Raw genomic sequence first — 26654 nt, forward strand, 5'->3', positions numbered from 1 at the left:
AGTTTCTCTGCTCAAAAGATGCACAGACGATCCTCGATTGCGCCGATCCCCATCAGGAAACCAACACCCCAAGGCCGCAACGGCTACCAACTGCCGCCGCCTGCGCATCCCTTCTCACAACACGGTATAAACTTGTCAAAGAACCCGCCCGATGCAAAAACCGCTGCCCCGCCGAACCTCTGGGGTTCGACTGTCAAGCGCCGGTTTGTCGGGCTTCCCGTTCGCGTGTCGGTCGCTGCCGTTTCGGCGGCGCCGGCGTCGTTCGCGTCGGGAGGCGTCTTATATGCGGGCCCGACCCAACCGCGCAAGAACTTTCTGCATCGGATGGCAAAAAACTTTGGCCTGCTCCTGTGGCCGGACTGCGGCGCCGGGCGGGCGCCGCACAAGGCCGGTCAGAAGGCGGCCGGTCAGACCCCAGCCATTCAGACCATCGAGTCCAGTTCGCGTCGGCGGGCGTCGGTCAGGCCGAGGCGGGAGGCGAGGTAGGCCAGATACTGGCGGTCGACCTCGCTGCCGCCGCGCACCGCCAGTTCGGACGCGAGATAGACCTGCTCGGCCGTCTCGGGATCGCGGACATCGCGGACGATCTGGTCCAGCGGCCGCGGGGACCGCAGTTCGGCTTCGACGATGCGCCGGTCCTCCGGCTCGGCCTGGGCGGCGTCGAGGCTGTCGAGGATGCGCCGCTGCTCGTCGGGCGAGATGTGACCGTCGGCGTTGGCCGCCGCGATCATGGCGCGGATCAGCAGCAGCGCCTTGGCGTCGCCGAGATCGGGTTCCGGCTGGCCGCCACGCAGCACTCCGGCCAGACGGTCGCCCAAACCGCCGGCCGCGCCGGCCCCTCCCAGCACACCGCCCAGCATGCTGCCGAGCGCACCGCCTCCGGAACCGGCAATCGCTCCCCCACCGGCCACACCGCCAAGGCCGAGCCGGTCGAGAATCCCTCCCAACGGTCCACCCGCAGCGGGAGCCGAGGTTGGAGCCGGTCCCGACGGCGGATGGCCGGGAGCGGCGGGTGCCTTGCCGTCTTGGTAAGCCCGATAGGCAAGATAGGCGAGCGAGGCGAGACCCGCCTTCTGAAGCAATCCCGAACCGGCGGCCGGGACATGGGGCACGCCATGGCCGTGGCCGTAATAGCCCTTCATCTTCTTTTTGCCCTTCTTGCCGAGGAGCAGGGGCATGGCGGCGGCGAAGGCCGGCCCGCGACCGGTGCGGCCGGCCAGCCCGTTGGCCAGGATGACGCCGAGGACTTTGCTCAGGTTGCTCATCGTTCCCTTCCCTACCGGCTGCGGATGACAGGCCCCGGCTGCGGACGGGAGCCGCGGCCGGGAGCCGTAGACATGGGGACGGTCCCGGTCATTGAAACCGGCGTCACCCGCAAGAGCGGTGGGAAGGCCGGGGGCTGCCGCTCGGACGGCCCCCGGCATCATAGACTGGGTGTCACTTGACGAGCGGGCAGCCGCTGTCCTTCGGGTCGATGTAGGCCTGCGCGCCGGGAACGGTCTTCAGGATCTTGAAGTAATCCCAGGCGTATTTCGACTCTGCCGGCGTCTTCACCTGCGCCAGATACATGTCGTCGAAGACGCGGCCGTTGGCGGCGATCTTCACCTCCTTCATCATCATGTCGGTGACCGGCATGGCGCGCATCTTGGCCGCCACCTTGTCGGGATCGTCGGTGCCCAGTTCCTGCACCGCCTTCAGGTAATGGCGGACCGACGAATAGACGCCAGCCTGGTTCATCGACGGCTTGCGGCCGGTCCGCTCCTCGAACTTCTTCGACCAGCCGCGGGTTTCCTCGGTCATGTCCCAGTAGAAGGAGTTCGCCAGCATCAGCCCCTGCGAGGTCTCCAGCCCGAGCGCCTGGATGTCGTTGATGTTCAGCAGCAGCCCCGCCAGCGTCTGGCCGCCCTGGGGAATGCCGAACTCCGCCGCCTGCTTGACGCCGTTGATGGTGTCGCCCCCGGCATTGGCGAAGGCGACCACCTCGGCCCCCGACGCCTGCGCCTGCAACAGGTAGGAGGAGAAGTCGGACGCCCCCAGCGGATGGCGCACGCTGCCCTTGATGGTGCCGCCCAGCTGCTTGACCGTGCTGGCCGCCTCGGCTTCCAGCGAATGGCCGAAGGCGTAGTCGGCGGTGATGAAGAACCAGCTCTTGCGGCCCTGCTCGACCAGCGCGCGGGCGGTGGCGGAAGCCACGGCGTGGTTGTCCCAGGTCCATTGGAAGCCGTAGGGGCTGCATTCCTTGCCGGTCAGGTCGGTCGAGCCAGGGCCGGACATCAGGAACAGCCGCTTCTTGTCGCGCGTGATCGCCTGCACCGCCAGCGCGGCGGCGGAGTTCGGCACGTCGGCGACGACATCGACCTTCTCGGTGTCGATCCACTGGCGGGCCAGGTTGGCCGCGATGTCCGCCTTGTTCTGGTGGTCGCCGACGATGATCTCGATCTTCGTGCCGTTCACGGCATTGCCGAATTCCTCGGCGGCCATCCGGGCCGCCACCGCCGATCCCTCGCCGTTGATATCGGCGTAGATGCCGGAGCGGTCGGACAGCATGCCGATCTTGATGACGTTGTCGGACATCTGGGCCTGGGCGGCGCCGGATGCCAGGACGGCCAGGGCGGTGCCGGCGAGAAGCCCGGCAACAAGCGGTTTACGCATGGTTCGCTCCCCAATTGGACGGTTTTTGGTGTTTTGGTTTTGCTGTTCTGGACGCCCGCCGGTGGGCCGGGAGGCGGAGATCAATGGGTGGTATAGCCGCCATCGACGGGAAGGGCCGCTCCGGTGATCGACCCCGCGGCGTCGGAACACAGGAAGGCGATGGCGGACGCGACCTCCTCCGGCGCGATCAGCCGGCCGGTCGGCATCCTTTCCAGGAACACCGCCCGCAGCACCTGATCCTCCGGCAGGCCGGTGACCTGCGCCTGCTGGGCGATCTGCCGTTCGATGATCGGGGTCAGCACCGTTCCGGGGCAGACCGCGTTGCAGGTGATGCCGTGGGGCGCCACCTCGATCGACACCGACTTGGTCAGGCCGATGATGCCGTGCTTGGCGGCGACATAGGCCGGCTTGTGCGGCGCGCCGACCATGCCCAGCACCGACGCGGTGTTGACGATGCGCCCCCAGCCCCGCTCCCGCATCGACGGCACCGCCGCCTTGATGGCGTGGAAGGCGGCGCTGAGATTGACCGCCAGCAGCAGGTCCCACTTGTCGTCGGGGAACTCGTCCAGTGCCGCGACATGCTGGACGCCGGCATTGTTCACCAGTATGTCGACCGGTCCCAGCCGGTCGGCGGCGTCGGCCATCATGGCGCGCACCTCCTCCGGCCGGCTGAGGTCGGCGGCGGAATAGACGATCCGGCGGCCGGTCCGCCCGGCGATTTCGGCGCAGTTGCGGTCGATCTCCGCGCGGTCGCCGAAGCCGTTGACCATCACGTCGCAGCCGCGGCCGGCAAGCTCCCGCACCGTCGCCAGCCCGATGCCGCTGGTGGACCCGGTGACGACAGCGATTCTGGCAGCGGCGTTTCTGTTCTGCATGTTTCTTCGTTCCTCGGTCGGATGATTGTGCGTCAGAACGCCACCTGATCGGCGCCCTTGAGGTCGAGCATGGCGCGCGCCTCCTCCGGGGTGGCGACCTCCAGCGACAGCTCCTCCAGGATGCGGCGGATCTTCGCCACCTGCTCGGCGCTGTTGCGGGCCAGCCGGCCCTTGGCGAGATAGAGGCTGTCCTCCAGCCCGACGCGGACATTGCCGCCCATCACCGCGGCCATGGTGGTGAAGGGGATCTGGTGGCGGCCGGCGGCCAGCACCGACCATTCGTAATCCTTGCCGAACAGGCGGTCGGCGGTCTCGCGCATGAAGACGAGGTTGCGTTCCTCCGCCCCGATGCCGCCGAGGATCCCGAAGATGGTCTGGATGAACAGCGGCGTCTTCACCAGTCCGCGGTCGAGGAAATGCGCGAGATTGTAGAGATGCCCGACATCGTAGCACTCGAACTCGAAGCGGGTGCCGCAGCCCCCGCCAAGATGTTCGAGGATATAGGCGATGTCGCGGAAGGTGTTGCGGAAGATGAAGTCATCGGTGCTGCGCAGATAGGGCTCCTCCCAATCGTGCTTCCAGTTCTTGTAGCGGTCGGCCAGCGGGAAGATGCCGAAATTCATCGACCCCATGTTGAGCGAGCACATCTCCGGCTTGGCCAGCAGCGGGGCGGCGAGGCGTTCCTGCACCGTCATGTTGAGCGAGCCGCCGGTGGTGATGTTCAGCACCGCATCGGTGGACTGCTTCAGCCGCGGCAGGAACTCCATGAACACCGCCGGGTCGGGCGTCGGCTGGCCGGTGCGGGGATCGCGGGCGTGCAGATGCAGGATCGCCGCCCCGGCCTCCGCCGCGCCGACGCCCTGCTCGACGATCTCGTCGGGCGTGACCGGCAGGGCGTCCGACATGGTGGGGGTGTGGATCGATCCGGTCAGCGCGCAGCTGATGATGACTTTTTTCTTCGATGCGGCCATGCAAGGCCCTCCTGTGCTGGTCCGGGCGGAAAGGCCCGGACGGTTCGAAATATTCGGCAGCGATTTCCGGCGGGGAGCGGCTATCCGCGCTCAAGCTCGTCCAGGCGCTGGAGATGGGCGGCGAGACGGGCGGCGACCTCCTCCCGCTGCCCTTCGCTCCAGACCCGGAAACCGGCGCCGGACTTCATGCCGAGCCGCCCGGAGGCGACCAGTTCGCTGAGAAGGGGCTGCGGGCCCGGCGTGCGGTCGAGATCGGGCAGGACATGGCCGTGGACCGCCAGCGTCAGGTCGGTGCCGACCAGATCGGCGTTTTCCAGCGGTCCCAGCACGGCGAGCCGCCGGCCGAAGCTGGCCTTGACCACGGTGTCGACCGTCTCGGCGTCGCACACGCCGTCCTGAACCAGCGCGATGGCCTCGCGCCACAGCGCATGCTGCAGGCGGTTGCCGATGAAGCCGGGCACATCCTTGCGGACCTCCACCGGCAGCTTGCCGATGGACCTCAGCAGGCCGGTCATCGCGGCGACCGCCGCATCGGCGGTGTCGCGCGTCCGCACCACCTCGACCAGCGGGATCAGATGGGCCGGGTTCCACCAATGGGTGCCGAGCGCGCGGGTGCGGTCGCGCAGCGGTTCCATGATCCGGGTGATCGGGATGACCGACGTGTTGCTGGCGAGGAGCGCATGGGGCGGCGCCGCCGCTTCCGCCGCCGCCAGGATGCGCTGCTTGAGGGCGAGATCCTCCGGCACCGCCTCGATGACGATGTCGGCGGCGGCGACCGCCGCCTCCAGCGTCTCGTGCGGCCGGATACGGTCGGCGATGGCGGTGTCCTGGCCCAGACCGCCAAGGGATTGGTCCCCGAGGGTCCGGCGGATGCGGTCGAGGATGCCGGCCCGCCGAACGGCATCGGGTTCCTGGATCTCGACGCGATGGCCGGCGACGGCGAACGCCTGCGCGATCCCCTGCCCCATCATCCCGGCGCCGATGATGGCGATGCGCTGGTGTGTCATGGTCTGTGCATTCCCCCGTCCCGCTTGACCGGCGCCCATGAAGCGTTGCCCTGATTGTTCGCCATGGACGCTGTTTGGAATGCCTGGTAAGCAATGGCTGTGCCAGGGCGCCAAGTGGCTGTTAAGTCAGGATTTTGTTGAAAGCCTGCTCAAGCACGCCGGCCCGGTGTTTGCGAGTGCGCACAGTCCGGCCCGCCAGGAGCCCCGGTTTCCCAGAAAATCAGCCCTTCCATCGTGTTCATTTTTCTGACAGATACTGTACGTAATATTGACAGTCCGCGCCAGGGAGGGCTGGGAATGCCAACGGATCGAAGCCAACAATTCGCAGCGGCGTGCGCCTTGATGGCGATGGTCGACGAGATGATCGACGGCGCCCTGCTGGTCGACCGCGACGCCCGCATCGTCTGGTCGAACGACAGGCATGTCTGGTTCACTGAAAAGCTGATGGCGCAGCTGGGGCTCCAGTCACGGGCGGACGCCATCGGCCTGCCGGTGGAGCGCGTCATCCCGCACAGCCGGATGCGCGAAGTGGTGGAAACCGGCCGGTCGATGCCGCTCGACATCATGCGCTATGGCGAACACACGCTGCTGGTCAGCCGCCTGCCGCTGCGTGACGAGACCGGCGAGGTCATCGGCGCCCTCGCCTTCGCCCTGAAGAACAGCCTGACCTATCTGCGCCCCATCGCCGACCGCTTCAACAAGCTGCAATCCCGGCTGACCAGGGTCGAGCAGGAGCTGGCGGCCAGCCGGGCGTCGAAATACACGGTCGAGAACCTGATCGGCTTCAGCCCGGCGATGCTCCAGGTCAAGCGGCTGGTGCGCCGGGCCGGCCAGATCAATTCGGCGGTGCTGCTGCTGGGCGAGACCGGGACCGGCAAGGAGCTGGTGGCGCAGTCGATCCATGCCTGCTCCGACCGCGCCCATCGCCCCTTCGTCGGCGTCAACACCGCCGCCATCCCCGAAAACCTGCTGGAGGCGGAGTTCTTCGGCGTCGCCCCCGGTGCCTATACCGGCGCCGGCCGCCAGCCGCGCCCCGGCAAGTTCCAGCTGGCCGACGGCGGCACCCTGTTCCTCGACGAGATCGGCGACATGCCGCTGCCGTTGCAGGCCAAGCTGCTGCGCGCCCTGCAGGAGCGCGAGGTCGAGCCGCTGGGCTCCAACCAGGTGGTCAAGGTCGATGTCCGCATCATCGCGGCGACCAGCCGGCCGCTGGCCGAGATGGTGCGCAGCGGCGCCTTCCGGCCGGACCTCTATTACCGGCTGAACGTCTTCCCCATCCAGTTGCCGGCGCTGCGCGACCGCAGGGACGATCTGGAAATCCTCGCCTCGCTGTTCTCGGAGAAGGTCGCGCTCAGCCTCGACCAGCCGATGCGCGACCTCACGCCTTCGGCGCTCGACGCGCTGCGGCGCCATGACTGGCCCGGCAACATCCGCGAACTGGCCAATGTCATCGAACAGGTCTATGTGCGCACCGAAGGCGACCGCATCCTCGCCGACGACTTCGCCGACATCCTGCCGGACGCTCCGCTCGACCGCCCCGCCGTGGCGGAAGAAAGACGCCCGCTGGCCGCCGCGATGGACGATCTGGAACGGTCGCTGATCCTGGAGGCGCTTGCCGGCTGCCGGGGCAACAAGCTGGAGGCCGCCCGCAGCCTCGGCCTGTCGCGTACCAACCTCTACGCAAAGCTGCGCAAGCACGGCATTCCGGTGCAGCCGGACGACTGAGGCCGCCACCGCCCTCGTGTCCCTGAACGGCGAACGTCCCGCTCCTGATGAAGCGGGACGTCCGGTGGCGGTGGAACGACGGCCGTTTGCGGCGGTCACATCAGCTTCGCCATCGCGATCAGCGACAGGGTGACGGTGATGGCGCCGCCGATCCGGGTGGCAACCTGGGCGAAGGGCATCAGCTGCATCCGGTTGGCCGCCGTCAGGATGGCGACGTCGCCGGTGCCGCCCTGGCCGCAGTTGCAGGAATTGATGATCGCGGTTTCGATCGGGTACATCTTGACCATGCGGCCGACGATGAAGCCGACGCTCATGTGCGTCGCCACCGTGCAGAAGATGATGATCAGGTTCTGGATGGTGAAGGCGGACATCAGCTTGTCCCACGGCGTCACCGCGACACCCATGGCGAACAGCAGCGGATAGGTGACCGCGACCTGGAAGAACTTGTAGACGACGCCGGCACCGGCCTCCAGCGAGGGGGAGGCGAGCTGGAACACCTTGATCAGCACGGCGATGAACAGCATCGCCACCGGGGCCGGCAGGCCGACGATCTTCTGGGCCATGACGCCCATCAGATAGAGGGTGACGGCGAACAGCCCGGCGGCGGCGACGGTGTTGGCATCGACGGGGCCGCTGCTCCTGGCCGTCGTCTTGGTGAAATCGGCACCGCCGGGCTGGAGCTGGCCGTTGCCGGTCAGCTGCGGCATGCGCTTGCCGATGAAGTTCAGCAGGCCCGACATCAGGATCGCCATCAGGCTGCCCAGCATGACCATCGGCAGCACCTGCGCGAAGATCTCGCCCTGGTTGCCGTTCATGATCTCGGCATAGCCCATCGACAGCGGGATGGCGCCCTCGCCGACGCCGCCCGACATGATCGGAACGACGATGAAGAAGAAGGTGTGCTTGGGGTCGAGGCCGAGCAGGCTGCCGACCAGCGTGCCGACGCAGGCGGCGGCGATGGCACCGCTGGCGAGCGGCGCGAAGATCTTGAAGAAGCCCTTGACCAGCGCGTCGCGGTTCATGCTGAGCACGCTGCCGACGATGATGCAGGCGATGAACAGATAGAGGAAGTTGGTGAATTTGGTGAAATCGACCACCGCCTTCAGCATCGGCGCCGGCAGCACCTGATAATAGGCCAGTGCGGAGGGGATGAAGGTGGCGAAGATCGCCGCGGCGCCGATGTGGCGGAAGACCGGAAGACGCTTGCCCAGCTCGCCGCAGCTGAAGCCGCAGACCGCCAGCACGGCGATCATCATGTTGATCTCATGGGTCAGCGATCCGGTCGCGACCGCCCCGGCGAACACCGCGAGCAGAACCACGAACACCGGGACCGGGACGATGCCGACGCGCTGGTCGAGCAGCCCCCACCAGACCTCGCGCCAGGACCGGCGGGCGGCGGACACGGACGAGACGGGCTCGTCGAGGGCAAGGGAGGAAAGAGAGACTTCACTGGGCATGGTGTCCTCCGGACATTCGGTTTTGTTTGTGCTCCGGCAGCGGTCGGCAAAGACGGGACGGGACGCTGCCGGGTCCGGTCCTGGGCTGGAGGGTTGGAAACAATCGGTGCAGAGCGTTTCGCAGCGCTGCGATTCAATCGCGCGAAAATGAAACGGGGCGATTGGGCGGGAAAAATGCCGCCCTTCTTACCGATGAACGGCAAATATCAATATTGAATCGAGAAAAAACGCATCCATATCATCAGAACCTATCCATCAACTGACGCTTTCTCCTCATAACACCCAATGATGTCTTCTATCATTTGGAACTGTCAGAAGCCTGTCAGCGCAGGAAAGACCAAAGAAAATTTTGAAAACTCACTGGCCCTGGATGCGGGCGGCCTCGATATGGCCGACCAGGGCATGCAGAATCCGGAGGCCGTAGGGCCAGGGACCGAAGCCGGCTTCGGCGTTGATGTGCCCGGCCTCGCCGAGATCGACCAGATCGGCCTGCCAGACGCCCGCCCAATGGACGGCGCGCGGAAAGCGCATCACCGGGTCGTTGTGGCTCGCCACCACCACGGCGGGCACGCCGAGCGCCAGCGAAGGCACCCGCTCCTCCGCCTCGAAGCGCGAGGGCTCGGCAGGGGCGACCAGCATCAGCCCGGCGATGTCGTGGCTGCGGTCGCCGGCCACGCAGCAGGAGGCCAGCGCGCCGAAACTGTGCCCGACCAGGATGGCCGGACGCGCCCGCTGGCCGAGCAGACGGCGGACGGCGCCGACCCAGCGGTCGATATCGGGGACGTTCCAGTTGCTCTGGGCGATGCGCAGCCAGAAGGGGTGGCGGGCCTGCCAGAAGCTCTGCCAATGTTCCGGGCCGCTGTCATAGAGGCCCGGCACCAGCACGAAGCTGTAGCGCGCCGACGCCTCCATCAGGGCCGCATCCACCTCGCGCATGTGATCGAATTCCATCGGCCCCGGCGGTCGTCGGCCCGCCCCCTTCTTGTCCGCAACGGTCAATGGCACGGCACCCGGTGGCACGGCGCCCAATGACACGGCGCCCGGTCAGGCGTCACCGCCGGCAGGTGGGCCAGGAACCACGTCACCGCCAGCAGGTCGGCGCTTCCGCCGGGGCTGAGGTTGCGGCGGATCGCCTCGTCGTCCAGCGCCGCCAGCCGGCGCAGATAGTCGGCTGCCGCAACCCCGCCGTCGCGGCGCAGACGCATCGCCTCGCCCTGGAGAAACTCCAGCCCCGCCAGCCCGCCGCGCGACACCACATTGGTGTCGGGGTTGAAGGCCAGCAGCTCCAGCAGCGCCCCGTGCAGCGCCGTCCGCGAACCATGGGGCCGCAGCCGTTCGAAGGCCGGCAGGGCATGGTTCCGCACGGTGGCGAAGCCGGAGGCCGCCTCGCCGCGCGCTCCGGTCAGGCCGTGACGGCGGTAGAGATGCTCGCCCGCCGTACCGGCCTCCCCCGGCCGCCGCAGTTCCTCAACCACGCGCGAGCAGACCGCCGCCACCTCCGCGCACAGCGGATCGCGGTGCAGCGCCCGCCCCTGCCCCACCAGCCGGCCGGCGGCGGCACAGAGCAGGCCGAAGGCGAAGATGCTGCCCTTGTGGGTGTTGACCCCGCCGGTGGCATGCAGCATGGCCCTCTCGCAGGCCATGCCGTCGGCACGGATCCCCACCAGGAACAGCTCGGCCGGCACGGCACAACCGTCCAGTCCGCGCTGGAAGAAGCGGCGGAACCACGGGGCGATGGCGCGGGCCGACGCCAGGAAGCTCGACAGATCCATGTCACGGTGGGAGCCGCAATTGCGGCGGTCCACCAGCCCCGGCTTCGGCGTCAGCAACACCTCATGCAGCAACGAGCGGTGGGCCAGACGGGCCAGCCGGTTGCCGAGCGAGCGCTCGCCCTCCATCCCGCCGGGACCAGGGGCCGCAAGCGGCTCCCCGACAGCCCCGACCCGCTCTTCAACGGGTGCGATAGGCATTCACCCTCTCCTCGATGGCCGCCAGAAGCTCGTCCAGCGGATGGCGGCGCGAGCGGGCGCAGCCATGGGCCGGCTCCCCGCACACCAGACAGCGCCGCGGCCCCAGCCCCAGCGCGCTGCGCGACAGGCCGCCCTGCATCGGACACAGCACGTCCAGATCCCACAGCCGGCCCAGCGGATGGTCGTCCTCCAGGGTCGCAGCCGCCCATTTCAGCACGCGGGCCTCGGTATCGACGGCATAGAGCGCCTCCAGCCCGGTCGGCGCCCGCACCGGCAGACAGGCCGGCACTGGCCAGCCGGTACGGCGGAACAACCGCGCAAGCTCGTCCGCCGCCGTCTCCATCACGAAGCGGCTGGTCGCCGTCACCTTGACCGGCCCCGGCGTCACCAGCGTCACCGACAACAGCGGCAGGCCATGGCGGGCGAACAGCGCCTGCTGGCGGGCGGCGCGGCGGTCGCGCGCCTCCAGCATGTCGGCCAGCGAGACGGCTATCCCGTCCATGCCCACCTCGTCCATGACGCTCAGCCCTTCACCTGCCGGACGATGTCGATCACGCTGCCGTCGCGGTAGCGGACGATCCCGACCACCTTGTCGAGGAACTCGATGGGCCGCGGCTCCCCGGTCAGGGAGTCGGCGCGCTGCTGCAACGCCTCGATGGTCATCACCGGCAGGCCGGCGGCCTTCAGCCGTTGGGCGATCTCCGGCCGGCGCGGGTTGACGGCGATGCCGTGGTCGGTCACCAGCACGCCGATGCACTCGCCCGGCGTGACGACGGTGGTGCAGCGGCGCACCACGGTGGGGATGCGGCTGCGGATCAGCGGCGCGACGACAATGGACAGGTTGGCCGCCGCCGCCACGTCGGAATGCCCGCCCGACGCCCCGCGCATCACCCCGTCCGACCCGGTGATGACGTTGACGTTGAAATCGACGTCGATCTCCAGCGCGCTCAGGATCACCAGATCCATCTGGTCGACATAGGCGCCCTTGGAGCCGGCATTGGCATATTCGTTGGTCGAGATCTCGATGTGGTTGGGCGAGGTCCGCAGCGATTCCGCCGCGTCGCCGTCGAAGCTCTGGGTGTCGATCACCCGCTCGATCAGGCCCTTCCTGTGCAGATCGACGATGCCGCCGGTGATGCCGCCCAGCGCGAAGCTGGCGGTGATCCCCCTCTTGCGCATGTAGCCTTCGAGGAAGCGCGTCGTCGCCGTGGCCGACGCGCCGGAGCCGGTCTGCATCGAGAAGCCCTGCTCGAAATAGCCGGAATGTACCATCACCTCGGCCGACAGCCGGGCGATCAGCAGCTCGCGCGGGTTGGTGGTGATGCGGGCGGCACCGACGCTGATCTTCGACGGGTCGCCGATCTGATCGACCTTCACCACATAATCGACCTCGTCCTGCGAGATGCTGGCCGGCGCGTTGGGAAAGGGCACGATCTCCTCGGCCAGCAGGATCACCGTGCCGGCATGGCGGGCATCCACCTTGGCATAGCCGAGCGAGCCGCAGCGCGACCGCCCGCTGATGCCGTTGGCGTTGCCGAAGCAGTCGGCGGTCGACACGCCGAGGAAGGCGACGTCGATCTTAAGCTCGCCGTCCTGGATCAGCTTCACCCGCCCGCCGTGCGAGTGGATGTTGACCGGATGCGCCATCAGCCCGTGGCTGATGGCCTCGGCCAGCTTGCCGCGCATGCCGGAGGTGTAGATGCGGCTGATGACGCCGTTGCGGATATGCTCGATCAGCGGCGCGTTGCAGCTGAGCAGCGACGACGGCGCCAGCGTCAGATCCCTGAAGCCCAGGCGGGCCAGCAGATCGACCACATTGTTGATCGTCTTGTCGCCTTCGCGGAAGGCGTGATGGAAGGAGATGGTCATCCCGTCCTTCAGGCCGGACCGCCGGATGGCGTCCTCCAGCGACGGGCAGACCTTGCGGGAGCGCTTCAGCTCCGGGTCCTTCAGGTAGGGGGTCCGGCTGGCGAACCCGTCGAAGCGGGGCAGCCGGTCCAGCAGGTCGAAAGCGAGGTCGGTCACGGCAGAGCACTCCAGTTCACTTGCGGGTTCCCGACGCCTCGGCCCGCTGCAGCACACGGCGCGCGTGGTCGATGACGGGACCGTCGATCATCTTTCCGTTGAGCGAGACGACGCCGAGCCCCTTGCGCTCGCCCTCCGCCGCCGCCGCGACGACGCGGCCGGCATACTCGACCTCTTCCTCGGTCGGGGCGTAGGCGTTGTGCAGAAGCTCGATCTGGCGCGGGTTGATCAGCGACTTGCCGTTGAAGCCCAGCCGCTTGATCAGGTCGACCTCCTTGAGGAAGCCGGCCTCGTCGTTCAGGTCGGACCACACCACGTCGAAGGCGTCGATTTTCGCGGCGCGGGCGGCATGCAGCACGGCGCAGCGGGCATAGAACAGCTCGGTGCCGTCGCCGCGCTCGGTCTGCATGTCCATCACATAGTCGAAGCCGGCCAGCGCGATGCCGATCAGCCGCGGCGACGCCTTGGCGATGGACAGCGCGTTGATGACGCCGCTGGCGCTCTCGATGGCGGCCATCAGCCTGGTCGAGCCGACCTCGCGGCCGCAGGCGCGCTCGATGCGCTCGACCTCGCGCTCCAGCAGCTCGACATCCTCGGCGCAGTCGGTCTTGGGCAGGCGGACGACATCGACGCCGGCCCGCACCGCCGCCTCCAGGTCGAGCTGACCGAAGGGCGTGTTGAGCGGGTTGATGCGCACCACCGTCTCGGTCTCGCGGTAGACCGGCAGTTGCAGGGCATGGAAGACCAGCAGGCGGGCGGAATCCTTCTCGCGCAGCGAGACCGCGTCCTCCAGGTCGAACATGATCGAATCCGGCTTGTAGACGAACGCGGTGCTGAGCATCGCGGCGTTGGCGCCCGGCAGGAAAAGCATGCTGCGGCGGAGTTTCATGACAGCGCACTCCAGTCGATGGTTTGGGCCTCGGCCCCGCGCATCACCGCCGTCTGGACGCGGGCCTGGATGGCGCAGTCGAGCGCGCCCTTGTCCTCGACCACCACCAGCCCGGCGGTGACGCCGAGCCGGGCCAGCGTGCCGCGCACGACGCGCTCGATCTGGAGACCGAACTGCTGCATGACCTCGCTGCTGATGACGACTTCCAGCCCGGTGCCCGGGCCGGGCGATACCTTGACCAGCAGGTCGCTCGATTCGAGCGTGCCCGCCAGGGCCTCCTTGACGATCTTCATCGGTCCCACTCCAGAGGACCCGGCGGCGGACGCACCAGGCGTCGCGCCGCCGGGCCGGTTCAGATGCCGGCCGCCACGGCCCGGCGCGCCGGCGCGTCGGGCTCGCCGCCATGACCCAGCGGGTCGGGGGCGAACGGCAGGATTTTCGACAGGTATTTCTCGCGCAGCAGCTCGAAGGTCGGCGCCGGCACCAGGGCGCGGATGCGGTCGAGGTCACGGCTGCGCAGAAGGCGCCGCACCTCCGACGCCGAGATCGGCGTGCCGCCCGACCGGGTGCGCGCCTCCTCGATCACCGTCACCGCCGGGGCCGTGCTGCCGGCCCCCTGCAGCCAGAACTTCATGTCGGCGTTGTATTTGCGCGTGGTCTCGCAGAAGGGCTCGGTGCCGACGAAGCGGTGGGTGATGCCGAGCGCCGGCGCGATGTGGTTGCGGAACAGCAGCAGGTCGATTGCCGTGCAGCAATCGCCGACCACCCCCTTCTCCTTGAAGAAATAGTCGGGGAAGGTGGCGCGCGAGACCATGTATTGCGAGCCGTGGTGCAGGGTCAGCCGCTCGATCCCGCGCACCCCCTGCTCGACCAGCGCATAGCGGTCGCGGTAGGAGACGAAGGAAACGTCCTCGCTGACCACGAACAGGTGCAGCCAGTCGCACTGCGCCGCCGCCAGCCTCACCAGATACTGGTGGCCCAGCGTGAAGGGGTTGGCGTTGATGACGACGCCGCCGATCCGGGCATCCGGCCGCAGGCCCGGCGGACGCTGGGCGCGCAGCCGGTCGCAATAGGCGCGGATGCCGACCGGCGTGTTCTCCATCAGCGTGACGTAGCCCGGCACCTCGGCCAGCGCATAGAAGCCGCAGCCCTGGAAGAAGGAGACGTTTTCCGGCCGGGTGTAGAGGAACAGGTGCGAGTGGCCGCGCTCGTAGGCGAGATGGACCACCTCGCTCAGCAGGGTCAGGCTCAGCGATCCGCCACGCAGGTCCGGGTCGATGGCGCAGCATTTGACGATGTTGCTTTCCAGCCCGGCGCAGGCCACCAGCCGGCCGGCGTCGCGGCAGACCACGAAGACCTGGATGTGCTCCTCGTAATCCAGGCCGCAGCGGCCCAGCAGCGCTCTGATGTCCCGGCGCTCCCTGGCGCTGGTCGCCGGATCGACGGCGTAGAAGTCGAGTTCGTCAGTCACGGATTCATGCTCCTTCTGGAGCTTCCGACAGGGTGGTCGCGGTGTTTCATGGGTTGGGCACTCCCTTCCCCCGCGCCGGTAACGACGCCTCCGCGGCGTCCGATGGAACCCAGTGTGGACCGGACTTCTGTCAAATCGCTGTCAGGCCCGGTTCCCCTGCTGGTCCATTTTGTCGCGGGTTCGCGGACCGGCGCCGCCACCGGTCCGCAAAACTGCCGCCCTTATTCAGCCGCCTGGCGCAGCGGAACCGGGGTGGTGTCGATCTGGGCGTCGACGACGGCCAGTGCCGTGACGTTGACGATGCCGCGGGTGGTGATCTCCGGCGTCACGATGTGCGCCGGGGCGCTGACGCCGAGCAGGATCGGGCCGACAGACAGGCCGTCGCTCAGCACCTTCAGCATCTCCAAGGCGATGTTGGCGGCATCCAGCGTCGGCATCACCAGCAGGTTGGCCTGTCCGCGCAGCCGGCCGTTGGGCAGGGCCGCGTCGCGCACCGCCTCGCACAGCGCCGCCCCCGCCTGCATCTCGCCATCCGCCTCCAGCTCCGGCGCCCGCCGGCGCAGCAGGTCGCAGGCCGCCCGCATCTTCAGCGCCGACGGCGAATCCGAACTGCCGAAGTTGGAGTGGGACAGCAGCGCCACCTTCGGCTCGATGCCGAAATGGCGGACCTTCTCCGCCGCCAGCACGGCGATCTCGGCGATCTCCCCGGCGCTCGGGTCGGGGTTGACGTGGGTATCGGTCAGGAAATAGGTGCCCTTGCCCAGGATCAGCAGCGTCATCGCCGCGGAGACCGGCGCATCGCCGCGGCGGCCCAGCAGGTCGCGGACATGGCGGTGATGCTCGGCATAGCGCCCGGCGGTGCCGCAGACCATGGCGTCGGCCGCCCCGCGCCGCACCATCAGGCTGGCGAAGACGGTGGCGTCGGCCCGCACCATGGTCGCGGCGAAGGTCGGCGACACGCCGCGCCGGCCCATCGCCTGCCGGTAGACATCGGCATACTCGTGACAGCGCGGATCGCGCACCGGATCGACCACCGTCACGTCGCGGCCGGGGACCAGCCGCAGGCCGAGCTGTTCGATCCGCCGCGCCACCACCTCGTCACGGCCGAGCAGGATCGGCCGGGCGATGCCCTCGTCCACCGCCACCTGGGCGGCGCGCAGGACGCGCTCGTCCTCGCCCTCGGCATAGACGACGCGCTTGGGCGCCTGGGCCGCCTTGTGGAACACCGGCTTCATCACGAGGCCGGAGCGGAAGACATACTGGCCCAGACGCTCGCGGTAGGCGCGCAGATCGGCGATGGGCCGGGTGGCGACGCCGCTCTCCATCGCCGCCTCGGCGACGGCGGACGCCACATCGACGATCAGGCGCGGGTCGAAAGGTTTGGGCAGGATATAGTCGGGACCGAAGCGCAGCTGTTCGCCGGTGTAGGCGGCGGCCACCACGTCGGACGCCTCGATCCGCGCCATGTCGGCGATGGCCTTGACGCAGGCGATCTTCATCGCCTCGTTGATGGTGGTCGCCCCGACATCCAGCGCGCCGCGGAAGATGAAGGGGAAGCACAGGACGTTGTTGACCTGATTGGGATAGTCGGAACGGCCGGTGGCGATGATGGCGTCGGGACGGGCGGCGCGCGCCTCCTCCGGCGTGATCTCCGGATCGGGGTTGGCCAGCGCCAGGATCAGCGGCTTGGCCGCCATCCTCTTCACCATCGCGCCGGTCAGCACGCCAGGACCGGACAGGCCGAGGAAGATGTCGGCGCCGACCATCGCCTCGTCCAGGCTGCGCACGGCGCCTGCGGTGGCGTAGCGGTCCTTGTACGGGTTCATGCCGACGTTGCGGCCCTGATAAACGACGCCCTCGCGGTCGGCCAGGACGATGTTGGCGCGCTTCACCCCCATGCCGACCAGCAAATCGAGGCAGGCGATGCCCGCCGCCCCGCCGCCGGTGGAGACGACGCGCACATCGCCGATGCGCTTGCCGACCACCTGCAAGGCGTTGTAGACGGCCGCGGCGACGACGATGGCGGTGCCATGCTGGTCGTCGTGGAAGACCGGGATCTTCATCCTCTCCTTCAGCCGGCGTTCGACCTCGAAACAGGCGGGGGCGCCGATGTCCTCAAGGTTGATGGCGCCGAAGGTCGGCTCCAGCCGGGCGATGGTGTCGACCAGCGCATCGACGTCCTTCTCATCGACCTCAATGTCGAAGACGTCGATGTCGGCGAACTTCTTGAACAGGACCGCCTTGCCCTCCATCACCGGCTTGGCGGCCAGCGGACCGATGTCGCCCAGCCCCAGCACCGCGGTGCCGTTGGAGATCACCGCCACCAGATTGCCCCGCGCCGTCACCTCCGCCGCGTTGGCGGGATCGGCGACGATGTCGGTGCAGGCGAAGGCCACACCGGGTGAATAGGCCAGCGCCAGATCGCGCTGCGTCATCATCGGCTTGGTGGGCACGATCGCCAGCTTGCCCGGTTTCCCCAGACGATGGTAATCGAGTGCGCGCTCCTTCAGATCGCCCGACATGGCATTCCCCAATATTGATTGTCTCGCGGACGCATGTCGATGCCGAAGGCGGCATTTCTGCGGCTTGCCTGTCCGCTTTTTGACGAAGTCTTGGGGTTATAGGCGCGATATCTGTCAGAAGCCTGTCAGTACCTGTTGGTCATCATGCGCCATTGCCGCAGAAAGCGGGCGCGCTTGCTGTCGTCCAGAAAGACGAGAAGGCCGGGGTTCAGCGTGGTGTGCTGGAGCGGACCGTTCAGCTCGGCCAGCAGATGCGCCGCCGAGAAGGGCCCGTCCACACTGGGCGAGATGGCGTAGAAAGGCGTCCTGTTGGCGATCTGCGTCTGCCCCTCCTGCGACAGCAGGTAATCGATGAACAGCCCGCCCAGCCCGGCGAGCGCCGCCCCCTTGGGGATGGAGGCGACGCGCGAGGTGACCAGCGTGTAGTCGCTGGGCAGCACGATGCCGATGGGCGCCCCCGCCAGCTGCCGCGCCCGCGCGTAGGACCCCAGCAGATTATAGCCGATCAGCCACTCGCCGCGCTCGATCTGGTCCAGCATCTCGCCGGTGCAGCAGCGCTGGTCCATGTGGCGGTCGGCCATCGCGTCCACCAGCTGCCAGAACTGGCTGTTCAGCACCGAATCCTGGGTGGCGAGCAGGAAGCCGATGCCGCTCTGGGCGATGTCGTAGGTGACGATGCGGCCATCGTAAGCGTCTTTCTCGCGGATCAGCCGGATCAGGTCGTCGCGGGTACGCGGCACGTCGGCCTCCGGCACCCGGTCGCGGTTGTAGACGATGACCGCCGGTTCCTGGGCGAAGCTGAACGCCTCGTCCCGCCAGTTGGCCCAGCGCGGCAGGACCGCGGTCGCCGGCGACAGATGGCGCTGCATGTAGCCGTCATTGACCAGCTTCACCTGCAGATCGGCCGAGGAGCTGATGACCAGATCGGGCAGCCGTTCGCCGGGATTGACGATGCCGTCGTAAAGCTCGACCGCCGTCATCTCGTCATACTGGATGGCGATGCCGGGATGGCGGTGCTGGAAATCCTGGATCAGCCCCTCCATCACCGGCCGGTCGGTGGTGGAGGCGATGACGAGCGTCGCGGTGCCGGCTCCCTCCGCCGCATAGAGGGTGCGCCTGGCGAAACTCTCCCCCGGCCAGAGCAGCAGGATCGACAGCAGCAGGATCAGCGACGGCAGCCAGCAGCGCTGCGCCTTTCCCGCCGTTTCCCCCGTGCCGCCCTGCTCTGCCGGGCGGTCCGCCCCGCCGTCGCTCCGGCAGGACTGGCAGCGATGGTCGAGCGGGAACGCCATGCGGGCGATCAGCCCGCCGCCGGGGCGGTCGATCAGCGAGAAGGACGCGCCATGCCCGTCGGCGACCGCCGCGACGATGGCGAGCCCCAGCCCGCTGCCCACCGTCCCCGCCGCCGAACTGCCGCGGCCGAACCGGCTCAACACCTTGGGCTTCTCGTCATCGGGCACACCCGGGCCGCGGTCGGCGACCTCGACCACGGGCCCGCGCTCGCCGTTGGCGGGGCACAGCCGGACCACCACCGCGCCGGCGTCGCCGCCATATTTGATGGCGTTGTCCACCAGGTTGACCAGCGCCTCGCGCAGGATCACCCCGTCGCCGCAGACCGCGATGTTGTCCGCGCCCTCCTGCTCGACGCGGAGCGTGGTGTCCTCGGCGATGGCGGAGGCCCGCTGCACCACCTGCCGGGCCAGCACCGTCAGGTCGACGAAATCGGGATGCAGCGCCTCGCTGCGGTGAACGACCATGGCATGGCTGAGCAGCTGGGTCGTCAGCTCGCTCGCCTCGACGGCGTTGCGGTGGATGCGGCCGACGATGCGCTGGAGCCGGGCCGGATCGGTCTCCTCCGACGCCAGTTCCGACTGCGAGCGGAGTGCGGCCAACGGCGTCCGGATCTGGTGCGCCATGTCGGCCAGGAAGGTCTTGGTCGATTCCAGATTGCCGTGCAGCCGCGCCATCAGAATGTTGATGGCGCCCAGAAGCTGGCGCACCTCCGCCGGGGCCGACACCTCGATGGCGCTGAAATCGTTGGGCCGGCGGGCATGGATCAGCCGCTCCAGGAACCCCAGCGGCGCCAGCGCCTGCCGCACGCCGAACCACACCAGCCCGATGCTGACCAGCATCATCAGCATCACCGGCAGGAAGGAGTTCATGAAGAACCCGCGGGCCAGCGTGTCGCGCTCCTCCCGCGTCTGGGCGACGACGATGGTCACCCAGTTGGTCCGCCGCGCCTGGACGATCAGATGGCCCAGGGCGACGACGCGCACCGGCTCCCCGCGATAGACGGTGTCGGTGAAGCTGGCAACGTCGTCCTGCCGCACGGCGCCGGGCAGGTCGCGATAGCCGATGACCGGGCTGCCGTCGGTGTCCAGCACCTTGTAGAAGGCGCGGTCGCGCTGCGCCATGGCGAGGATGCCGAGCGACGAATAGGGCAGATCGACCACCACGGCCCCCTCCTCCACCCGCACGGCATCGGCGATGGCGAGCGCGGAGGCGAGGAGAAGCTGATCGTAGGCACCGTCGGCGGCGCGGCGCGCATCGCTGCGGATCAGCAGGAACAGGCATCCGGCCACCAGCGCCAGCACAAGCACCAGCCGCACCATAAGCCGCCGTTGCAGCGACCCCGCGGTCCGGCCGTCAGGGGGCATCGTGGCGTCCATCTGGTCGGGCATCCAGCCGCCCATCCTGCTTTTCCGCGACATAGCCCTGGCCATGCACGGTGCGGATCACGACCGACGCGCGCTCCAGCTTGCGGCGGAGACGGGAGACGTACAGCTCGATGGCGTTGGGCGCCACCGGCTGGTCGAGGCTGCACAGCCGGTCGATCAGCGTGTCCTTGGCCATCACCCGGTTCAGGTTCGACAGGAACAGCTCCAGCAGGCGGAACTCCCGCGCGCTGAGATCCACCGCCTGGGCCTCGACCGTCACCTTCTTGGTGGCGGTGTCGAAAACCATGTTGCCGAAGACCTGTTCGGAGGCGGCGATGCCGTGATGGCGGCGCAGCAGGGCGCGGCAGCGCGCCTCAAGCTCGCGGAAATCGAAGGGCTTGACGACATAATCGTCGGCGCCGAGGTCGAGCGCATCGACCTTGGTGTCGACTCGCGACCGGGCGGTGACCACCAGCACTGGCGTCTGGTCGCCCTTGCGGCGCAGCTGGCGCAGCAGCGTCTGCCCGTCCGGGCCGGGCAGCATCAGGTCGAGGATGACGAGCTGATAGGTCTCGCCCGCCAGCAGCTCCTCCGCCTGATAGCCGTCGGCGGCCCAATCGATGGCGTAGCCATGCTTGCGCAGGCGCTGGATGATCGCGTCGGCGAGATCCTCGGTGTCCTCGACCACCAATATGCGCATGTTACCAGCCTCCGTCGACAGAACCGGCCGTGCCGCTGCGGGCGCGGGGGAACCGCGTCGCGACACCATCAAAAGGCGCGGATCGCCGGTGCCCGGCGCCGCTTCAGACAGGCTGTCCCAGCTCGATCCTGCGCAGGCAGTGCAGCACCCGCGCCGTCCCGTCGCCGGTCTCCACCAGTTCGCCGGGCTTGGCCCCGAGCAGGCTTTCCTTGCAGCCCATCCACTCCGCCGCGCGCTCGGCCGTGCCGAGAACCTCGACGGCCCGATCGAATACCAGACCGCCATCCACCATGGCATTGACCCCAATCATAAGATCACCTCGACTTCGGAAAAGGCCGACTGCCGGATCGTTCGCCGGTGCATCCGGCCCACGGACATCGTGCCGGACACCATGGTAAAGACCGCAGCTGTCAAAGACCTGTCGCCGATCATGTCCATGTCCCCAGTGTCGGCGGTCTGGCACCCCGGCCGCGAAGCCCTTACACTCGCCCCCGCGACCGAGCGGCCGGAGGAACAGTGACGGGGGAGCGGAGGCGGGCGACCGCAGTGGATGTGGCGCGGCTGGCGGGGGTATCGCAGTCCGCCGTGTCACGGTGCTTTACCGAGGGGGCCAGCGTTTCGGCGGAAACGCGCAGCCGCGTGCTGGAGGCGGCACGGCGGCTGTCCTACCGCCCGAACGCCATCGCGCGCAGCCTGACGACCCGGCGCACCAACCTGATCGGCGTCGTCATGGGCGATCTGGACGGGCCGTTCCAGCCCTATCTGTTCGAAACGCTCACCCGCGGTCTGGCCTCGCGCGGCAAACAGCCGCTGCTGGTGCGCGGCGACCCCGCGGATGCGCTGGACGGCACGGCGATGGCCGCCCTCGACTATCAGGTGGATGCGGTGGTGGTGACGGCCGGCAGCGTCTCTCCGGCGGCGATCCGCGGCCTGATGGCGCTCGGCGTCCCCTTGCTTCTCTACGGCCGGGCGGTCGAGGCGGACGGGGTGGACAGCATCTGCTGCGACAACCCGCTCGGCGCAAGGCTGGTGGCGCAGGCTCTGGTCGCCGCCGGCCACCGCCGCATCGCCTATCTCGGCGGACGCCCGACCGCCTTTTCCGAACAGGAGCGCGGCAGCGCCTTCCGCGCGGCCTTGGCGGAGCTTGGCATGCCGCTGGCCGCCGCGGGAGAGGGCGACTACAGCTACGACAGCGGCCATCGCGAGGCCCTGCGGCTGCTGGCCGGTCCGGACCGACCGGACGCCCTGTTCTGCGGCAACGACGCCATGGCCTTCGGCGCGCTCGACGCCGCCCGCACCGCCCTCGGCCTCCGGGTGCCGGACGACCTGTCCATCGTTGGGTTCGACGATGTGCCGATGGCCGGCTGGCCGAGCTTCTCCCTGACCACCATCCGCAATCCGGTCGAGGAGATCGTGGCCACCCTGCTCGACATGCTGGAGCGGCGGCTGGCGGAGCCCGACGCCCCGCCGGTCCTGCACCGCCCGCCCCCGCTGCTGGTCAGGCGAGGATCGGCGCGCCTTTGACACGCGGTAGGACCGCATTCACCAAAGCATCACAATTCCATCATTCGGGCTTCACGCTTCATCCCTAAACCCTGCGTCAGCGGCTTTGCATACGCATGCAAGGGCGCTGACCACTTCGGGAAATGCGGGAAGTCTGCGGCGATGGCGGAATTGCATGTCGAGAATCTAACCGTCGCCTATGGTGGGTCGCGCGTGCTGAACGGCGTCAGCCTGCATGTCCGCCCCGGCGAGTTCGTGGCGCTGCTGGGATCGTCGGGCTGCGGCAAGACCACGCTGCTGCGGGCGGTGTCGGGCTTCGTGCCGGTGGACGGCGGGCGCATCGCCATCGCCGGGCGCGACGTGACCAATGCCCCGCCGGAGCGCCGCGACACCGCGATGGTCTTCCAGTCCTATGCGCTGTGGCCGCACATGACCACCGCCCAGAACATCGGCTATGGCCTGAAGCTGCGCCGCTGGCCGCGCCCGCGCATCGCCGAGCGGGTGGCCGAGATGCTGCGGCTGCTGAAGCTCGACGGGCTGGCCGACCGCAACGTCACCCAGCTGTCGGGCGGCCAGCGCCAGCGTGTGGCGCTGGGCCGGGCGCTGGCGATCAATCCCGACATCCTGCTGCTGGACGAACCGCTGTCCAACCTGGACGCCCGCATCCGGCTCGAACTGCGCCACGAAATCCGCGCGCTGCAACAGCGGCTCGGCATCACCGCCGTCCATGTGACGCATGACCGCGAGGAGGCCATGGTGATGGCCGACCGCATCGTCATCCTGAACGCCGGCAGCATCGCCCAGATCGGCACGCCGGAGGAGATCTACCGCCGCCCGGCCAGCGCCTTCGTCGCCAGCTTCCTGGGCGCCGACAATGTGGTGCCCTTGCAGGCGACCCGGACGGAGCGGACGCTGGAGATCGCCGCCGGCCCGGACCATGACGCCGTCAGCCTGCCGCTCGGCGAAGACGGCGCGCAGGGTGGCGCACAGGTCGAGATGCCGGGCAGCGGCCCGGTCGCCGCGCATTTCCGCACCGAGTCCGTGCGGCTGGCAGCGGCCGGACAGGTTCCGCCCGACGCGCTGGTCCTGCGCGGTCGCATCACGCAGGCAGCCTATCCCGGCGGCCGCTGGCGCTACGGCGTCGCGGTCGGCGGCACGGTCTTCCTGGTCGACGACGACGACCGCCGCACGGTCGGCGACGCCGTCGCCATCGTCATCCCGCCTTCGGCCCTGCATTGCTTCCCGCTCCGCCGGGAGGCGGCGGGAACGGCCTGAGGCGATCTCAACCATCCGGTCCACCATCGGGAAAGAAGGGGGATTTTTCCATGACGCTCACGACGCTGAGGACACTGCTCGCCGGGGCCGCCGGTCTGGCGCTCGCCGCCGGTCTTTCCGCCGCGCCGCTGAAGGCCGAGACGGTGCTGACCGTGCTCACCGCCGGCGACCAGAACATGGTCGATTACGTCAACGAGTATCTGGCGCCGAAGTTCGAGGCGCAGAATCCGGGCGTCAAGGTGCGCGCCGCCGGCACCGGGCCGGGCGACGGCGGATCGCAGAAGATCTACGAGAAGCTGAGCGCCGAGGCCGCCGCCGGGGCCGCCAGATGGGATGTCGACGTCGCCGTCATCCACCAGAAGATGGCCGGCCAGATGGTGCAGGAGAAGATGCTGTCGGCTTACGTCGGCGATGTGAAGACCGGCACGCTCGCCAGCCGCGACAGCGCGCGCAACGCGCTCGGCACCGACGTCACCGGCTATGTCCTGCCGATGTTCCACAGCCAGATCGCGCTGGCCTACAACCCCGAACTGGTGAAGGCGCCGCCGAAGACCTACGCCGAGCTGGCGGAATGGGTGAAGGCCAACCCGAAATCCTTCGGCTACAACGGCATCAAGGGCGGCATGTCGGGCGTCGGCTTCGTCACCGGCTGGGCCGCCGCCAACATCGGCGATGCCGCCCGGCTGGAGAAGGGCCCCTACGACGCCGCGATGAAGCCGGCGATCGAGAAGGCGCTGTCCAGCCTGAAGGACTTCAACAGGAGCGTCACGCTGACCCCCGGCAATGCCGGCACGCTCGACATGCTGAACCGCGGCGAGATCGCCATGGGGCCGGTGTGGGTCGACATGTTCTACAGCTGGCAGGCCGACGGCCGCCTCAACCCGGCGATGAAGCTCCAGCTGATCGGTCCGGGCATGCCGGGCCAGCCGATGTACTACACGGTCCCGGCCAAGGCCGCCAACCAGGACGCCGCCCGCAAGTTCATCGAACTGGCGACCAGCCCCGAGGTGCAGGCCGACGGCATCGTCAAGCGCTTCAACTGGTATCCGGGCATCGACGCCACTTACGTGCAGCCGAAGCTGGACGCGCAGACCTGGGCCAAGCTGTTCACCGACGTGAAGCCGGACGAACTGGCGAGCAAGGGCAAGCCCTTCCCGCTGTCGGGCTATTTCACCGACATCATGGAAGCCTATGAGCGCACCGTTGCCAACTGAGGCGGCCGGCCGTCCCGCTGCCCTCCCCCGCTCGCGCGGGGGAGACGGCGCCCCCGCCCTGCCCGCCGCCAGGACCGTTCCCGACTGGCTGTGGGGCGTGCTTCTGGTCCTGCCGGCGCTGGCGATGGTGGCGCTGTTCTTCCTCTATCCGCTCGGCCTGTCGGCGGTCAGCGCCTTCCAGGGCCGCGACGGCGGCTGGACGCTGGCGAACATCGCCAAGGCGTTCGAGCTGTACAGCCTCGACATGGCCTTCACGCTGGCCATCGTGCTGCTGTCCTCGGCGCTGGTGGCCGTGCTGTCGGTGGCCATCGGCGGCTATCTGACGCTCGGCGAGAACCGGCTGGCGGTCACCCTGCTGCGCTGGCTCTACCGCTGGCCGCTGTTCATTCCCTTCATCGTCGCCGCCCAGATGATGCGCTCCTTCCTCGCCAAGAACGGGTTGATGAACAATTTGCTGATCGGGGGCGGCGTCATCGAGCCGTTGCAGGCGGCGAGCCTGCTCGACTGGCGCGGCGTGGTGGTGACCTTCGTCTGGAAACAGACGCCCTTCGTGGCGCTGATGGTGGCGGGCGCCATGGCCTCGCTCGACCGCTCGACCATCGAGGCGGCGCGCGATCTCGGCGCCGGGCGGCTGCGCATCCTGGCCGAAATCGTCGTTCCCCAGGTCCGGCCGACGCTGGTCGTCGGGCTGATCCTCAGCTTCGTGACCATGCTGTCGGTGATGTCGGTGCCGATGATGATCAACCCCAACAGCCCGACGATGATCACGGTGGACATGGCCTATCGCATCAACGCCCACGGCGACTACGGCGTCGCCAACGCTCTCGGTTTCGTCTCCTACGCCATGGCCGGTCTGGTCGGCTGGTTCTACCTGCGGCACGGCGTGCGCCAGGGCGGTGCGCGATGACCTCCTTCATCCCAATGCGAGCCCTCGCCCAAATATTCGCCTGGATTCCGCGCGGGCTGGCGCTGGGGGTGCTGGCCTTCGTCATCTTCGGGCCGCTGACCAATCTCGGCCTGTGGGCGGTGGCGGAGAAATGGTATTTCCCCCACACCCTGCCCCTGCAATACGGCTTCTCCTTCTGGGAGCGGGTGTTCGCCCCGCGCTCCAACGCCATGGCGTCGCTGGCGACCAGCGTCACCATCGCGCTGCTGACGGTGGCGGCCTGCCTCGCCGTGTCGGTTCCCGCCGGCTATGCGCTGGCCCGGCTGCGGCTGCCCTGGCGGGGCGCGATCCTGCTGGCCTTCCTGCTGCCGCAGGCCTTTCCCAGCGTCGCCGTCTACATCAACGTGGCGCGCATCTTCTACACGCTGGGGCTGAACGGCACGGTGGCAGGCGTGGTTCTCGTCCACACCGTCCATGGGCTGGTCTTCTCCGTCTGGATCACCGCCGCCGCCTTCGCCGCCGTCGACCGCTCGCTGGAGGAGGCGGCGCGCGACATGGGCGCCGGCCCCCTGCGGACCTTCTTCGGCATCACCCTGCCGCTGGCGGCGCCGGGGGTGATGGCAAGTTCCATCTTCGTCTTCCTGGAATCGCTGGACGAGTTCACCGGCACCTACTTCGTGGGGGTGCCCGACATCTCCACCCTGCCGCTGCTCATGTTCAACGCCGGCATGGGCGGCAATTTCCAGATCGCCGCCATCACCGCCTTGATCCTGCTGGCTCCCTCGGTGGGCTTCATGCTGGTGATCGAACGTTTCCTCAAGGCCGACGTGCTGGCCAAAGTCGGACATTGACCCC

At 68.4% G+C, this 26654-nt stretch carries 24 protein-coding genes; 6 read left to right on the forward strand and 18 right to left on the reverse strand.

The window, feature by feature from the left end; translation table 11 throughout:
• Positions 1–422 precede the first annotated feature (422 nt).
• The 5 genes from VH569_RS22850 to VH569_RS22870 form a co-directional block, all read right to left on the reverse strand.
• Positions 423–1265: a tellurite resistance TerB family protein gene (locus VH569_RS22850; protein ID WP_423318171.1), complete on the reverse strand. Its 843-nt coding sequence runs from the start codon at positions 1263–1265 to the stop codon at positions 423–425.
• A gap of 172 nt (positions 1266–1437) precedes the next feature.
• Positions 1438–2652 carry an ABC transporter substrate-binding protein gene (locus VH569_RS22855; RefSeq protein ID WP_109047490.1) on the reverse strand — a complete coding sequence of 405 codons (1215 nt, stop codon included), beginning with the start codon at positions 2650–2652 and terminating at the stop codon, positions 1438–1440.
• Between the two features lie 80 nt (positions 2653–2732).
• The gene (locus tag VH569_RS22860; protein ID WP_423318173.1) at positions 2733–3527 is read right to left on the reverse strand and encodes a 3-hydroxybutyrate dehydrogenase; all 795 of its coding nucleotides are present in this window, start codon (positions 3525–3527) and stop codon (positions 2733–2735) included.
• Between the two features lie 32 nt (positions 3528–3559).
• Positions 3560–4498: a 3-keto-5-aminohexanoate cleavage protein gene (locus VH569_RS22865; protein WP_423318175.1), complete on the reverse strand. Its 939-nt coding sequence runs from the start codon at positions 4496–4498 to the stop codon at positions 3560–3562.
• An 80-nt stretch (positions 4499–4578) separates the two neighbouring features.
• Entirely contained in the window at positions 4579–5505 is a 927-nt protein-coding gene (locus VH569_RS22870) for a 3-hydroxyacyl-CoA dehydrogenase family protein (protein ID WP_423318177.1), read from the reverse strand.
• Between the two features lie 342 nt (positions 5506–5847).
• Between VH569_RS22870 and VH569_RS22875 the strand changes: the two genes are divergently transcribed.
• The gene (locus VH569_RS22875; RefSeq protein WP_423318179.1) at positions 5848–7230 is read left to right on the forward strand and encodes a sigma-54 interaction domain-containing protein; all 1383 of its coding nucleotides are present in this window, start codon (positions 5848–5850) and stop codon (positions 7228–7230) included.
• A 95-nt stretch (positions 7231–7325) separates the two neighbouring features.
• Here the strand turns inward: VH569_RS22875 and VH569_RS22880 are convergent, their stop codons facing one another.
• The 13 genes from VH569_RS22880 to VH569_RS22940 form a co-directional block, all read right to left on the reverse strand.
• Entirely contained in the window at positions 7326–8687 is a 1362-nt protein-coding gene (locus tag VH569_RS22880; protein ID WP_423318180.1) for a 2-hydroxycarboxylate transporter family protein, read from the reverse strand.
• Between the two features lie 357 nt (positions 8688–9044).
• The gene (locus VH569_RS22885; protein WP_423318182.1) at positions 9045–9638 is read right to left on the reverse strand and encodes an RBBP9/YdeN family alpha/beta hydrolase; all 594 of its coding nucleotides are present in this window, start codon (positions 9636–9638) and stop codon (positions 9045–9047) included.
• A 44-nt stretch (positions 9639–9682) separates the two neighbouring features.
• Positions 9683–10657, reverse strand: coding sequence for a triphosphoribosyl-dephospho-CoA synthase CitG (citG, locus tag VH569_RS22890; RefSeq protein WP_423318184.1), 975 nt, complete (start codon positions 10655–10657; stop codon positions 9683–9685).
• Positions 10638–11159 (reverse strand): citrate lyase holo-[acyl-carrier protein] synthase, encoded by a 522-nt coding sequence (gene citX / locus VH569_RS22895; RefSeq protein WP_423318186.1) that lies wholly within the window; start codon positions 11157–11159, stop codon positions 10638–10640. Before citX ends, citG begins: the two co-directional genes overlap by 20 nt.
• 20 nt (positions 11160–11179) lie before the next feature.
• A complete protein-coding gene (gene citF, locus VH569_RS22900) occupies positions 11180–12682 on the reverse strand; it encodes a citrate lyase subunit alpha (protein ID WP_423318188.1) in 1503 nt (500 codons plus the stop codon).
• Positions 12683–12698: 16 nt separating this feature from the next.
• The gene (gene citE / locus VH569_RS22905; protein WP_423318190.1) at positions 12699–13571 is read right to left on the reverse strand and encodes a citrate (pro-3S)-lyase subunit beta; all 873 of its coding nucleotides are present in this window, start codon (positions 13569–13571) and stop codon (positions 12699–12701) included.
• Positions 13568–13864, reverse strand: a complete 297-nt coding sequence (citD, locus tag VH569_RS22910; protein ID WP_423318192.1) for a citrate lyase acyl carrier protein — start codon at positions 13862–13864, stop codon at positions 13568–13570. The genes citE and citD overlap by 4 nt, the downstream gene beginning before the upstream one ends.
• A 59-nt stretch (positions 13865–13923) precedes the next feature.
• A complete protein-coding gene (citC, locus tag VH569_RS22915) occupies positions 13924–15042 on the reverse strand; it encodes a [citrate (pro-3S)-lyase] ligase (protein ID WP_395456494.1) in 1119 nt (372 codons plus the stop codon).
• Positions 15043–15263: 221 nt separating this feature from the next.
• Positions 15264–17564, reverse strand: coding sequence for an NADP-dependent malic enzyme (locus VH569_RS22920; RefSeq protein WP_423318194.1), 2301 nt, complete (start codon positions 17562–17564; stop codon positions 15264–15266).
• 125 nt (positions 17565–17689) lie between these two features.
• Positions 17690–20245, reverse strand: a complete 2556-nt coding sequence (locus tag VH569_RS22925) for a sensor histidine kinase N-terminal domain-containing protein (protein ID WP_423318196.1) — start codon at positions 20243–20245, stop codon at positions 17690–17692.
• Positions 20211–20921 carry a response regulator transcription factor gene (locus VH569_RS22930; RefSeq protein WP_423318198.1) on the reverse strand — a complete coding sequence of 237 codons (711 nt, stop codon included), beginning with the start codon at positions 20919–20921 and terminating at the stop codon, positions 20211–20213. Before VH569_RS22930 ends, VH569_RS22925 begins: the two co-directional genes overlap by 35 nt.
• A 103-nt stretch (positions 20922–21024) precedes the next feature.
• A complete protein-coding gene (locus VH569_RS22935) occupies positions 21025–21231 on the reverse strand; it encodes an antitoxin Xre/MbcA/ParS toxin-binding domain-containing protein (protein WP_109047475.1) in 207 nt (68 codons plus the stop codon).
• Positions 21228–21359 carry a hypothetical protein gene (locus tag VH569_RS22940; RefSeq protein ID WP_423318200.1) on the reverse strand — a complete coding sequence of 44 codons (132 nt, stop codon included), beginning with the start codon at positions 21357–21359 and terminating at the stop codon, positions 21228–21230. Before VH569_RS22940 ends, VH569_RS22935 begins: the two co-directional genes overlap by 4 nt.
• Positions 21360–21473: 114 nt before the next feature.
• Here VH569_RS22940 and VH569_RS22945 point away from each other — a divergent pair, with 114 nt between their 5' ends.
• From VH569_RS22945 to VH569_RS22965, 5 genes are all read left to right on the forward strand, one after another.
• Complete coding sequence (locus VH569_RS22945) at positions 21474–22445, forward strand: LacI family DNA-binding transcriptional regulator (protein ID WP_423318376.1); 972 nt, start codon at positions 21474–21476, stop codon at positions 22443–22445.
• A gap of 141 nt (positions 22446–22586) precedes the next feature.
• On the forward strand, positions 22587–23699 hold the full coding sequence (locus tag VH569_RS22950) for an ABC transporter ATP-binding protein (RefSeq protein ID WP_423318202.1): 1113 nt from the start codon (positions 22587–22589) through the stop codon (positions 23697–23699).
• Between the two features lie 50 nt (positions 23700–23749).
• On the forward strand, positions 23750–24913 hold the full coding sequence (locus tag VH569_RS22955) for an extracellular solute-binding protein (protein ID WP_423318204.1): 1164 nt from the start codon (positions 23750–23752) through the stop codon (positions 24911–24913).
• A complete protein-coding gene (locus VH569_RS22960) occupies positions 24891–25820 on the forward strand; it encodes an ABC transporter permease (RefSeq protein ID WP_423318206.1) in 930 nt (309 codons plus the stop codon). The genes VH569_RS22955 and VH569_RS22960 overlap by 23 nt, the downstream gene beginning before the upstream one ends.
• Positions 25817–26650, forward strand: a complete 834-nt coding sequence (locus VH569_RS22965; protein ID WP_423318207.1) for an ABC transporter permease — start codon at positions 25817–25819, stop codon at positions 26648–26650. The genes VH569_RS22960 and VH569_RS22965 overlap by 4 nt, the downstream gene beginning before the upstream one ends.
• Positions 26651–26654: the final 4 nt, after the last annotated feature.

The sequence above is a fragment of the Azospirillum sp. 11R-A genome (assembly GCF_049472615.1).
Lineage (GTDB): Bacteria > Pseudomonadota > Alphaproteobacteria > Azospirillales > Azospirillaceae > Azospirillum > Azospirillum palustre.